This window comes from Vibrio viridaestus, from assembly GCF_003856525.1.
Taxonomy (GTDB): domain Bacteria; phylum Pseudomonadota; class Gammaproteobacteria; order Enterobacterales; family Vibrionaceae; genus Vibrio; species Vibrio viridaestus.
In genome coordinates this window covers 338,502-351,306 of record NZ_RJVQ01000001.1, presented here as the reverse complement: position 1 = coordinate 351,306, position 12,805 = coordinate 338,502, and the positions used below count along the sequence as shown (strand labels likewise).

Annotated in this window: 10 protein-coding genes; 3 read left to right on the top strand and 7 right to left on the bottom strand. The window is 41.0% G+C overall.

What is annotated here, in order from left to right; all coding sequences use genetic code 11:
* The first annotated feature begins 47 nt into the window (after window positions 1–47).
* Window positions 48–2,117, top strand: coding sequence for a DNA helicase IV (gene helD, locus EES38_RS01630; protein ID WP_124935829.1), 2,070 nt, complete (start codon window positions 48–50; stop codon window positions 2,115–2,117).
* 1 nt (window position 2,118) lies between these two features.
* Here the strand turns inward: helD and EES38_RS01625 are convergent, their stop codons facing one another.
* The 3 genes from EES38_RS01625 to EES38_RS01615 all read right to left on the bottom strand — a co-directional run bounded on the left by EES38_RS01625 (window position 2,119) and on the right by EES38_RS01615 (window position 5,077).
* On the bottom strand, window positions 2,119–2,574 hold the full coding sequence (locus tag EES38_RS01625; RefSeq protein WP_124935426.1) for a methylglyoxal synthase: 456 nt from the start codon (window positions 2,572–2,574) through the stop codon (window positions 2,119–2,121).
* A 264-nt stretch (window positions 2,575–2,838) separates the two neighbouring features.
* Window positions 2,839–4,089: a glucose-1-phosphate adenylyltransferase gene (glgC, locus tag EES38_RS01620; protein ID WP_279432204.1), complete on the bottom strand. Its 1,251-nt coding sequence runs from the start codon at window positions 4,087–4,089 to the stop codon at window positions 2,839–2,841.
* A 118-nt stretch (window positions 4,090–4,207) separates the two neighbouring features.
* The gene (locus EES38_RS01615; protein ID WP_166434188.1) at window positions 4,208–5,077 is read right to left on the bottom strand and encodes a sensor domain-containing diguanylate cyclase; all 870 of its coding nucleotides are present in this window, start codon (window positions 5,075–5,077) and stop codon (window positions 4,208–4,210) included.
* Between the two features lie 463 nt (window positions 5,078–5,540).
* On the opposite strand from EES38_RS01615, the gene EES38_RS01610 reads away from it, so the two are divergent.
* Window positions 5,541–6,206: an SH3 domain-containing protein gene (locus tag EES38_RS01610; RefSeq protein ID WP_124935423.1), complete on the top strand. Its 666-nt coding sequence runs from the start codon at window positions 5,541–5,543 to the stop codon at window positions 6,204–6,206.
* A gap of 163 nt (window positions 6,207–6,369) precedes the next feature.
* Complete coding sequence (locus EES38_RS01605) at window positions 6,370–6,936, top strand: NanQ anomerase/TabA/YiaL family protein (RefSeq protein ID WP_124935422.1); 567 nt, start codon at window positions 6,370–6,372, stop codon at window positions 6,934–6,936.
* A gap of 40 nt (window positions 6,937–6,976) precedes the next feature.
* Here EES38_RS01605 and EES38_RS01600 read toward each other — a convergent pair whose 3' ends face one another.
* The 4 genes from EES38_RS01600 to EES38_RS01585 all read right to left on the bottom strand — a co-directional run bounded on the left by EES38_RS01600 (window position 6,977) and on the right by EES38_RS01585 (window position 12,222).
* Window positions 6,977–7,597 carry a LysE family translocator gene (locus tag EES38_RS01600; RefSeq protein WP_124935421.1) on the bottom strand — a complete coding sequence of 207 codons (621 nt, stop codon included), beginning with the start codon at window positions 7,595–7,597 and terminating at the stop codon, window positions 6,977–6,979.
* Between the two features lie 102 nt (window positions 7,598–7,699).
* Window positions 7,700–9,085, bottom strand: a complete 1,386-nt coding sequence (locus EES38_RS01595) for an efflux transporter outer membrane subunit (protein ID WP_124935420.1) — start codon at window positions 9,083–9,085, stop codon at window positions 7,700–7,702.
* Window positions 9,086–9,094: 9 nt separating this feature from the next.
* Window positions 9,095–11,038, bottom strand: coding sequence for a MacB family efflux pump subunit (locus tag EES38_RS01590; RefSeq protein WP_124935419.1), 1,944 nt, complete (start codon window positions 11,036–11,038; stop codon window positions 9,095–9,097).
* Between the two features lie 2 nt (window positions 11,039–11,040).
* On the bottom strand, window positions 11,041–12,222 hold the full coding sequence (locus tag EES38_RS01585) for an efflux RND transporter periplasmic adaptor subunit (RefSeq protein ID WP_124935418.1): 1,182 nt from the start codon (window positions 12,220–12,222) through the stop codon (window positions 11,041–11,043).
* Window positions 12,223–12,805: the final 583 nt, after the last annotated feature.

Genomic DNA, 12,805 nt, shown 5'->3' with positions numbered 1-12,805 from the left:
CAACAATGGTTCAATTAATGTCTGAATTTCAAGTTAGAGTAGCTCCGATGTTGTTAAAAGCCAGCAAAAGTGCGCAGTATTTCATTCACGATGAATACCATCAGGTCGAATTAGTCGAAAAAACGATTGTTGTAAGCTCGGAGTTAGCGGAAGAACATATCCCTTTCCTGTTGTGGGATGGATCTGTCAGAGTTCGACGTGGTATCTGTTGGGGAGAGCTGGAGTTTTATTCGCATACTGAAGGTGACCAGCGCATTAGTTGGCTCGTGCGAGGGCTACCATGGCAGCAGTGTGAAGATTTTGCTCGTCTAGCTGTAGAACAATACCGTCAGTGGCATCAGGAACAATGTGAGGCTTTAGCTAACTATATGCCAAAATGGCAGTCTGATCTCTCTGATTTGCTTGAGCTTAACTCGTATCTATCGCATTCGAGATTGGAAGAATGGCATGCTGGAGTTAGTGCTGGGTTGGATGACCTGTCTCTATCGATTAAACACATTCAACAGCGTTTACCTGAACTGTCTCAGGAAATTGCTATTTGGTATACCAACTCAGAACAGTTACTAGAGAATAGAAATACGTCATGGCTCTACAAAGAACGTGAGCGATGGCGTGATCTATTCTCTCAAATCGAATCTTCGCCACTGAATGAATCACAACAAAGAGCCGTTTTACTTAATGATGATAATAACCTGATTTTAGCCGGAGCGGGTTCGGGTAAAACGAGCGTATTGACCGCTCGGGTTGCTTACCTGATCGAAAGTGGTTTGGCTAAGCCGGAAGAAATACTTTTGCTTGCGTTCGGCAAAGAAGCCGCGATGGAGATGTCTGAGCGATTACGTAGCCGTGTCGGTCCTGCCGCAAAACATGTCACTGTTTCAACTTTTCATCAGCTCGGTCTTAGTATTATTAAATCCTCTAATGAAGAAAGCGTTGATATTTCTCCTTTAGCGACCAACGACGAAGCGAAAGCGGCATGGGTTATGGATTGGCTGAAGAAGCATTGGATGACTCCAACTAACTACAAACGTTGGCAAAAGCATTTAACTCAATGGCCCATAGCGTACATTACTGGCGATGATGAACTTGGAAGCCACGTTGAAGACGAAAAGTTAATTTCATGGCTGGTCAAGCAGCTTGATGTTTTAGCCATGATAAATATGAGCAAAAAAGATATTCAGGAAAGTATTGTAAATGACAATGATTTTACGCGCTTGAATAGTGAACTTTCACTCTGTTGGCCTTGCTATTTGGCCTGGAGTCAGATGTTAAAACAGGAGAACCATCTTGACTTTAACCTGATGATTTCTGAGGCAACTAAGTTAGTGAAAAGAGGAAAATATGATTCCCTATGGACTCATATTATGGTTGACGAATACCAGGATATATCGCCCGAACGGTTAGAGTTAGTGGAAGCGTTATGTGCTAAGACTTCTAAACAAAATGGAGCGATCTTATTTGCTGTCGGCGATGATTGGCAATCAATCTATGAGTTTGCTGGCTCAGATGTGAATCTAACGACTGATTTTAAGATTCGTTTCCCTAACTCGGTTATTTCTTATTTGGATACAACCTATCGCTTTAACAATAAGATTGGTGATGTCGCGAATCAATTTATACAGAAAAACCCAGAGCAGTTAGTCAAAGAGTTACACAGTTTTACGACGGTAAAAAAACCAAGAGCATACTTGCTGAACCAAATTAAGCTTGAGAAAACGTTGGACGATCTGAACCGAGGATCGAAAAGCCACAAATCGGTTCTATTGCTAGGCCGAAATCACTATCACAAACCTGAGCTATTTGAGGACTGGCAAGAGCGCTATCGTAACTTGTCCCTAAAATTTATGACTTGTCATGCGGCAAAAGGGAAAGAGGCCGATTATGTGTTTATTCTTAATGTTGATGATGGACAATTCCCAGCGAAAGTTAAGAACAGGCATTTAAATAATGTTCTTACCAGCAAGCATGAGTCATACCCGAATGCTGAAGAGCGACGATTATTCTATGTGGCGATGACGAGAGCAAAAGAGAAATTGTGGATTGCGTTTAATAACAAAGGCTCCTCTTTTGTAGAGGAGCTTCGTTCGGGACATTATCCGATCAGACAGATTAAGTAACTTATTTGCGCTTATTGAGATATGAGTCGTAGTCTGGGATTAAAATATCCACTTCAGAGTCGATCAACGCTGATGCAAAGATAAAATCAGCACTAGCTTGGTTGGTTGCAATAGGGATATTCCACACGCTGGCGATTCTAAGCAGTGCTTTTACATCTGGGTCATGTGGAACAGAGTTCAGTGGATCCCAAAAGAAAACCAATACATCAATTTCTTTTTCAGCAATAAGCGAACCTAATTGTTGGTCGCCTCCCATAGGACCGCTAATCAGACTTTTTATTGCTAAGCCCGTTTCTTTGCTCAGCAGATAACCAGTAGTTCCGGTAGCATAAAGGAAGTGCTTCTGTAATTTTTCTTTATTATCAGATACCCATTTCAGTAACTCTTTTTTACAGTTATCGTGGGCAACGAGTGCGACATGCTTGTGCGCAGGAATGGTACGAGTTGTCTTATCCATTTACATCTAGACCTTAATAAAATGAGTAAATTTTCAATAAAGTTATATATCTAACTTTCCAGTCGTCATTTCAATCATATTGTGCTCAAAATGAGGGGATGGCACAAAAAAGGGGAATATATATTCTTAAGATTTACTGTTTTTAGATTTATTGTAAAAGCTCATAATAGTGTTTCCTGATTAAGCTAATACATTTTATTAGTACGCCACACTATTGGAATTTAGTGTGGCGTTTTCTTTATGTTCTCTGGAAGAATAATATCATTATTGGTCGAACTTGTATCCTTCAGGAATGACTACAATACCTTTTTCAGAAATATGAAATCGTTTTGCATCTTCTTTCCTGTCAATACCGATTTCGGTATTTGGCGGTATCGTGACATGTTTATCGATGATGCAGTTTGCTAACTGGCATCCTTCGCCAATGGTCACATCATCAAAAATGATAGAATCAGAGACTGTGGCACTATCATGGATTCTGACATTCGAAGAAATAATTGAGTGATGAACCGAACCGCCTGAATTAATCACGCCGTTTGCGATAATTGAGTTAATGAAAATACCTTCATTACCTGTTGCTGAGGAAACCGTTCTTGCTGGTGGATATTGAGGTTCATATGTTCTGATTCCCCAATCCTTCTGGTAGAGATTCATCGGCGGCATTGGTTCTAGCAGATCCATATTCGCCTGATAATAAGAGTCAATGGTACCTACATCACGCCAGTAACTGTCTTTGGCAACGCGTCCCTTATCACCACCAAAATTGTAAGCAAGTACCTGATTGGTCTTGATAAGTTCTGGAAGTATATCCCGACCAAAATCATGGCTTGAATCTTCAAGTTTGGCATCATTGATAAGTGCTTCTTGAAGTATGTCCATGTTGAAAATATAGATTCCCATGGATACCAAACTTCTGTCTGGGTTGTTTGGCATCGGTGGCGGATCTTTGGGCTTTTCTATAAAAGAAGTTACTTTGTACTGTTCGTCTACAGTAATGATGCCAAAAGAAGAAGCTTCATTGCGAGGTACATCCATACAGGCGATAGTTGCCACCGCATTTTGTGCTTTGTGCTCTTCTAACATGGCCGCGTAATCCATTTTGTAAATATGATCACCTGAAAGCACTACGACGTACTTTGCATCACTGCGTGATAACAGCCATAAGTTATGATAGATAGCGTCTGCTGTGCCTTCGTACCATGCACCGCCCTTGCGCATTTGAGGTGGTACTGCAGTGATGTATTCGCCCAGTTCGGGATTAAAAATCGACCATCCATCGCGCAGATGTTTTTGCAAGGAGTGTGATTTGTATTGAGTTAATACGAGGATTTTTCTTAGCCCAGAATGAAGGCAGTTCGTTAGTGTAAAATCGATGATTCGATATTTGCCCCCAAATGGAACAGCTGGTTTCGCTCTGTTATCTGTCAGAGGTGATAGGCGGGAACCGATACCTCCAGCGAGCACAACTGTTAGTGTGTCTTGCATCTTTTTCTCCCTAATTGTGTGCAATTCCATTCTCTAATATAGTCAGATCAATTTTTGAGCCAACTTAGTGCACATTATAAAAACAATAGGTTACTAGTAGAATATCAATCCGTTGATAAGCTGTTGTGCAATTAGTTATAGCACTGCACTACTGAAGAGCATATTCGACTTCAGCGGTTTGTGAAGACGGTAAAGGTAGAATTTTATTTCTTCCAGCAGACTTCGCATTGTATAGAGCGATATCTGCACGTTTATAAACTTGTTCTGGGCTACTCGTCACATCGGTAATCCCACCGCTTATCGAACAGGGAATGTCGTGATTCTCGTGTATAGCATGGCGTAATCTATCGATTATATATGCAGCATCTTGTAATGATGTCTGACGCAGTATGATAGCAAATTCTTCGCCGCCAACACGAGCGATAATATCGGTTTCTCTCAAATCTTTTTTAAATTTTCCAGACAACATTTGAATCACGTAATCGCCATGATCATGCCCTAGCTGATCGTTTATTTGTTTGAAATGGTCAATATCAATCATAGCAACACAGGCTGATGATTTATCTGGATAGCGTTCGACAAGCTTGCACAGGCGGCGCAGTTCGTCATCAAATTTGCGTCGATTCCACAGTCCTGTTAATGGGTCTTTTTCACTCAGAATTCGGAGTTGATGTTCTATTTCTTTCTGATGAGAAATATCTACAAAAGACATGATGTAAAATGGTGGGTGGTCTGTTGACGTATTGATAGCTTGAATCTTTATCAGTTGTGTTAATACGTAACCGGATTTATGAATTGCTGATAGCTCGCCTTGCCATACTCCCGAGGATGCAAGGCTGGCAATAATCTGCTTTTTTTCTTTGTAAGAATCGGTGAAAACGATATTGGGAAAAGGAGTCAGACGCATTACGTCTTTTAATTCGTAGCCATTCAGCTTAGTAAACTCTTTATTGATTTTTATGATGCGGTACTTGCTATCAAGAATGATACAGGCAGACATTTCACGAAATGCATTCATCAGGGTCGGGTTATAAAATGGTTCTTGATGCTTGTGTCGAGTTAATTTTATTAATAAAAAAATCAGTACGAGAATGAAACCGAACAAGAGTGTGTAGTAAAAATTGCTTAAGATGGCCCCAGTTGCCGTGTTTTCTGATGCTGTAGCCGGCAGAGCTATTAAAAATGTCGTTGATGGAAACAAACGCACAGCCCTGTGTAAAACGTTGTTATAATATTCCATTTTATTGATATGTAATTATTTTTATGAAATTTGATGAATTTGCTAGTATGTCGATCTTCGTCTCCTAAATCAATGCAACAGCTCAAATATAACACCCAATATAGTGATATAAATATGAGTAACCGAATGATTAAGCGTGAATTTTTCTTTCGCTATTCATTCGGCTAAAGTATTACTTAACATTACCGATGTTTATAGAGTTAGCTTAAAGTTTTAATACGCCACAAATTAGGAAGGCATCGTGAAAAAAATTTTACTCATCGTGATCCTATTATTAGGGCTTGGTGGTGCCGGGGCTGGTTACTACCTCTTTTTTATGAAGCCAGCTCAAGAAACTGAAGTCGCTAAAATGGAAGACGATACCAAGGATAGTAAAAATACCGGGAGTGAAACCCAACCGAATCAGCCTGCGCCTTTTCTTGTTAAAGATTACTATGCCAAAGATCGCAAAGTAGCAGTTCGAAACGGGCCAGGAGAAAGTTTTTTACCTGAACGTTATCTCTATATTGGTGATGGCGTAACGGTTATGGAAGAGAAAGATGGATGGGGTCGAATCTCTGGCTATTACGTCTATAAGCAGGGTGGTAAAGAGATGGCTGAATGGGTCAAGATGGCGCACTTAGCTCATGTAAAGCCCGTTATTAATGAGCAGGAGCAAGAAGAAATTATCAGTAGCTACATTCATGCTTCCGACGACTTTAAAGATTACCGTGAAAAGTTTATTCATGTAACGGAGAAACTCCTCACCGAAAAAATATGTGAGCCAGAGGATTTTGAAGAACTTAAGGGCTGGATGAAGTCTTTGAATTACCCCAATCGTAACGTTTACTTTGTTTATTGTGGCGGTCTGAATGTTTCCGATAAAGTCTATTTTGATGTTGATAGTGAAGAAGTCTTTTATAATTAAATAGTTAAGAGTGAAAGCGGGATTTTCATGCTTAAAGGCAACTTATTTTTCTATGTTGCCTTTTGTTACATTAGGCCCATCATAAACCCTATCTAATTCACAAATTACTCGTCGGTTTACTCTTATCATGTGCAGACTCAAAAAGTAGATGAAGTAGGTAGATATGATAATTAGTAAATTTGGCTGCTCAGATAATCAGGCTCTATTTTCTCCACTGGTAAACGATATTTTTGACTACGTGACCAGTATGGATCTAGATAATTTGGCTCCCGGAAAATACGATATTAAACATATTGAAAGTGATGAAGCGTTCTTTCTTGTCCAAGAATACGAGACTCTGGAAGAGAGTCAGTTTGGAGCAGAGTTTCATCAAACTTACACCGATGTCCAATTCTTACTTTATGGTGAGGAGAGGTTTGGGTGGGCTATAGCATCTGATGAAGAGTATCGTATATTACATCGCACATGTAATTTTGATCAAGACAGAGACATTGGCTTCATCGGACACAATAATAACCTGCTCGATCTAAATGAAAATATTATGAAACCTGGGGCTTTTTATGTGTTCACTCCGAGAACAATTCATATGCCTTCGCTTGCTATCAGCACCCCGACGAAAGTAAAAAAAATTGTTATCAAGATCGAAACATCTCTTTTGTCTGACTCCGTTAATTTCAAACCGATGTCTACAGTAATCAATGAGTCACCCAATTTGTGGGCGGTTGGTTAATTGTAACCCCACTATTTCCACTATTTTTTCTTCGCTTTGGCTAGCCTAGAGCTAGCCAAGCCGCAACTCCCGCCATCAGTGACCCTGAGATTCTATTCATTACAACGACATTTCCGCGATTCAGTAGCGCCTTACGCAGTGTTTGTCCTCCACATGCATACATCATCAGACATGTGAATTCCAGTACTAGAATAACACTAATTAGACTGACGCATTGGGCTGGGAGTGGTGCCTCGGAATGAATAAATGGTGGTAACAATGCAATGAAAAACGCCCAACCTTTTGGATTGGCTATTGCGGTTATGAATCCTTGGGAAGCCAGGGTTTTGAAATCAGCTTTAACTGCTTCATCTAAGTTTTCTGGAATGGCTAATCGACCTTTTGAACGCCACATTTGAATGCCTAGATAAAGTAGATACAGAGCGCCGACACTCTTTAAAATAATAAATAGGGTTGGATGATTAAGAAGAATAGCTGCAACACCAATTATTGCTAATGTCGCGACTAAACCAACCCCAATGAGTTCTCCAACCATCATTAACATAGCGCGTTTTACACCAATGGTCATACCCAGCGTTAGGGCCAATGTCATACACATTCCTGGTGTGGCGGAAACGAAGAAAAAAGTCGGTATAAATACCCAGAGAGTTGAAGATTCCATTTCGATACAACGTGAAAAGTCTAGATAAACAGAGATACTCTTATAGTGTGGATAGGCGAAAGAATCAAGACAAGTTTGGAGTAAACCTGTCTTGAATTTCGATCAATTCATTACTGGCGCGATATCGCTGCCCCCGAGAGCCTGATAAACCGTTGCCTGGATGTTGTAGCGGTTATATCTATTCTCTAACAGTGATTCTTCTGATTCTCGCAGTGTTTCTTGCGCATCTAGCCAATCCTGAATACTAACTGCACCATATCGATACTGACTCGCGTAAATCTTTTCAGCAGCAGCGGCTGCATCGTATTGTTCTTTCAATTTGGTTGCTTGGTAATCATATTGCTCTTTGGCCGAAAGCGCATTATCAACATCTTCATATGCTTGATAAAGTGTTTGTCTATAAGTTACAACTGCACTTTGGTAATCAATATCGGCTATCTTGTCATTGATTTTCATTTGATTCCATTCGAGGAAGGGGAGAACCAGTCCCGCACCCAAAGTCGCAATTGGGTTATTTAGTAAATTACTCAGTTGGCTCGAAGAGCTACCCAAGTCACCAGTTAACGTTACTGTGGGGAGGTAAGCCGCAAATGTTGCATCTTTTGTCGCAAGCGCTTTTTTGATGCTGTAGAGCGCGGATTTTACATCTGGTCTTCGAACCAGAATATCAGAAGGAACCCCTGCCTTGATTGCAGGGATTTGCCTATCGGGTAAAGAATTTATAGCCACGACATTGTTATCAAGTGGCTGGTTTACCAGCGTTGCTATTGAATTCTCAGCTTCATGTAATTGTTGCAGCAGTTCACTGTGTGTGGATTCTTGTCCTGCGAGACTGCGTTTCGCTTCAAGTACATTCAACTGTGTTACCGCACCACTTCGATACTGGTTTTCAGTTAATGAAAGCGTCTGTTTAGCGTAGTCGATACTTTTGGTACTCAGACTAATCCTGTCTTTTAGGTAACCAATTTGCCAATAAAGGGAGGCTGTTGTCGAAACAAGACTCTGAGCCGTTGCTTCCCGATCTTCTTCACTGGCGATGGCAGCCCATTTATTCGCATCTATTTCAGAAGACACTCGTCCCCATAAATCGAGCTCATAACTGATCGAAAGCGATGTAGAATAACTTTTACTGGTATCACCATTTTTAAGATCTTTGCTCTTTGATCCCGACGTCGAGGATGAAATGTCTGGGTACCGATCCGTAGCAGACAAGCCGGCCTGCAGCCGAGCCTTTTGCAGTGTGAGCGTAGCAAGTGCCATGTCACTATTTTGCTCCAGAACTGTTTGAATTAGTGAGTCGAGTTGCGCATCACCAAACTTTTTCCACCACGGATCGATATTGGTGGACGTATCAACTTTTTGTTGTTGCCAAGAATTAGGTATTGAGACTTGAGGAGCCTCAAATTCTGAATGCGTCAGTGAGCCGCATCCCTCCAGAAAAAAGGCGGATAGACAAACATATATGAGTGTTGGTTTTGTTGTAAACATAGTTTGTAACTACTCTCTGGCTAACGCGTCAATAGGATCAAGCTGTGCGGCATTTTTGGCGGGTAGAAATCCAAAAACAATACCAATTAATGTTGAACAGATAAAAGCAGCAACGATAGAGGTGGTTGAGTACACCATCTCAAAGCTTCCGCCGGAATATGAAAAGAGAACACCGATAAGGAAGGCTAGGCCAATACCGATAACGCCGCCGCTCAGACAAACTAGAACGGCTTCAATCAGAAACTGACGCAAAATATCACTTTGTCTTGCGCCTACAGCCATCCTCACACCGATTTCTTTTGTTCGTTCTGTTACGGACACGAGCATGATATTCATGACACCAATACCTCCTACAACCAGTGAAATCACAGCAATAGCAGAAATGAGTAGTGTCATTGTTGCTGTTGTCTTTTCTATATTCTGGCGAATTGTGTCGGTATTAATAGTGAAAAAGTCTTGTTTACCGTGACGCATCTTTAACAGCGAAATAATGGCTTGTTCACCGGAGGCACTCGTGACTGACTCTCCCAAACGAACCGTTATTTTATCAACTGTGTCTTGGCCAAGCATTCTGTGAGCGACAGTTTGATAGGGAACCCAAACGTTTAATGAGTCACTATTGCCAAACGCACTCTCTTTAGGTTCAGTAACACCAATAATACGGACGGGTAGGTTATCGAGAAAAATCACTTTACCTATCGGATTGGTATTGCGGAACAGTTCCGTTTTAGTGTTGTCATCTATGACGGCTAGCTGAGCGAGTTGATCCGCACTATCGTCATCCCATGCTTGCCCATTCGCAAGTGTATAGCCTTCTACACGAAAATACTGAGTACCTACACCTTTAACCGTTGTTGTGACAGCATGGTTAGTATATCGAAGCGTCACACTTGAGCTAATAGCTGGAGTGACACTATCAACGAACATTAGATTACTAATTGCATCTGCATCTGTTGCGACAAGAGTTTTCACTCGTCCTGAGCGCCGATCACCAAACCCTGTTCCTGGCATAATATCGATCGTGTTTGTTCCCATCGACTGAATATTTTTAAGGATGGCTTGACGAGAGCCTTCGCCCAGTGCAACGACAGATACAACGGATGCAATACCAATTATTATCCCTAACATCGTCAGAAACGTTCTAAGCCGGTGACTGGACATGGCAAGCAGAGCCATCTTAAATGCCTCGGCATAACGATCTAAACCTAACCAGGATTTCTTCTCTATCGTTTTTTCGGGCAGAGTATTTCCTGAGTCCGATGTGTCTGATTTTTGCGTATCACTGATGATTTCGCCATCTTTGATTTCAATAATTCTATCCGCATATTGCGCGACATTCATATCGTGCGTTACCAGAATGATCGTATGGCCGTCTTTATGCAGTTCTTGCAAAAGCTCCATCATCGATTCGCCGCTATGGCTATCAAGAGCACCGGTTGGCTCATCAGCAAGAATAACATCACCACCGTTCATGAGGGCTCGGGCGACACTCACTCGCTGTTGCTGACCTCCACTAAGCTGATTTGGCTTATGATCAAGACGATTATCAAGGCCAAGTCTGGTCAGTAACGCCTCAGCTCTTTCGCTCCTCGTCTTTTTATCTTTACTCGCGTATACCGCTGGAACTTCGACATTTTCTACGGCATTGAGGTCGCCAAGAAGGTGATAGCGTTGAAAGATAAAACCAAAATACTCACGACGAAGTCGCGCGAGATCATCTCTGTCCATACAAGAGGTATTTTGTCCGTTTATAAGGTAATCACCACCAGTGGGCTTATCTAGACAACCTAGTATGTTCATGAGTGTTGATTTACCGGAACCTGATTGCCCGACAATAGCAACCATTTCTCCCCGTTTAATGGAAAGGCTTACTCCTTTAAGAACAACCAGATCCTGATCGCCTGCAGGGAAGGTTCGATATATATTTGAAACTTCAAGAAGTGTATCAGTCATCTTTAGAATCCCATTGGTCCACGGCGCATCTTATTCGTGAATGAATCCCCACTTGGCATGCCGACTACGATCTTATCTCCTTCGTTCAGACCAGAAAGAATCTCTGCATTGATTTTGTTGTTTATACCGACTTTAACCTGTTTATTTTCCAGAATACCTTTCTTGTTGAGCACGGGAACAGAATACAGGCTCTGACTTTTATCAACGACGCTAAGAACTTGTGATGGAACCAGTAGAGTACCGTTGGATTGATTGAGCACGATGGTGACTTGCGCTGTCATCCCGATACGTAGTACGTGTTCAGGGTTAGTCACATCAAAAAGACCATTATAATAGACCGCATCGTCATCATCCGGAGTCATATCACTATCATCACCATCCATAGATGTCGGTCCAGGTTCAACTGAGCGTAGTGTTCCTTCGTAACGCTTTGTTGAGTTACCCAAAATAGTGAAGTAAACGGGTTGACCTGCGAACGTATTGATAACATCAGCTTCGGATATTTGTGCCTTAACCGTCATGGTGTCCAAATCAGCAAGTTCAACGATGGTTGGTGTTGTTTGGTTTGCATTAACGGTTTGGCCCACTTCGACTGCTGTATAAACAACCGTTCCATCCATCGGTGCATGAATTTTTGTATAACTGAGGTCTACTTTGGCGCTATCGACCGAAATTTTAGCTTGGTCAATTTCAGCGCTTAGCTGATCTAACTCTGCTTTATAAACTGCAAGATCAGACTCAGCAGATTCATAATCAGCACGAGAACTAGCATTGTCTGCAAGCATCGCCTTTTGGCGTTTAAACTCTAATGTTGCCTGCTTTATCTGCGCCTGCTTCGCCTTATATTGTGCCCTTAGGCTGCTTAGCGATGCCTGAGCCTCTTTGAGAGCATTCTGTTGTGTTAAACTGTCTATCTCGGCAATCAAATCGCCTTGTTTGACTTCATCTCCCAATTTTACATCTAGCTTAGTGACTTGACCTGATACTTGAGCGCCGACACTGACTAATTTCGATGCTTGAAGCATACCACTGGCCAGAACGGTGTTTTCTATGTTCCCTTTGCGCACGGTTTCAGTGGCGTATGAGGGAGCTTGTTCTTCATTGAACCAGATAAAGTACGATGCGGTGCCAGCGATAAGAAGAGTAGCCACAAGAATAACTGTGTTTCTGACTTTTTTTGACATGTGTTTTGTATCCAATGAGATAGCATCTGAAATGCAATAATTGGGAATAATTTGCCACAACGGCACACCAATGAGAACCCGTCAAAAATCAGTAGCTCGGCTTACAATGGATATGTAAAGAGGTTTTACTAAGGTAAAAATGTGTTTTGACGTTGGCGATCGCTGAACTTAAATGGTTAAAATTTATAAAAATCAATCTCTTATTTTTTATTTCCTAACGGCTTATCTTGCTTTCGTGCCTTAAAAGCGTATTGCGAGTTTGATTTGATTATACAAATATTTACCAAAATTTACGTTTAGGAAATGATATTTATTATCAATAATCTGCGTGTTGTTCAAAAATATATCAATTTCTTGTATTTTACAAAATCTAATTTCTTCTTTTCGTTCTGTATAAAAAACACAAAATAAAATACTTAGAGTGCTTAGTATTTTATTTTTAATGTATAACATGAATACCGTTGTATAAAATTTTATAACATTTGTTTCCAATGTTTTTAATTTGTTAGTTTTAAGTGATCATTATATTAATTTTCCCTGTTTTACTCATATGTACAAAAGTTACAAAACGTCAAATATCCAT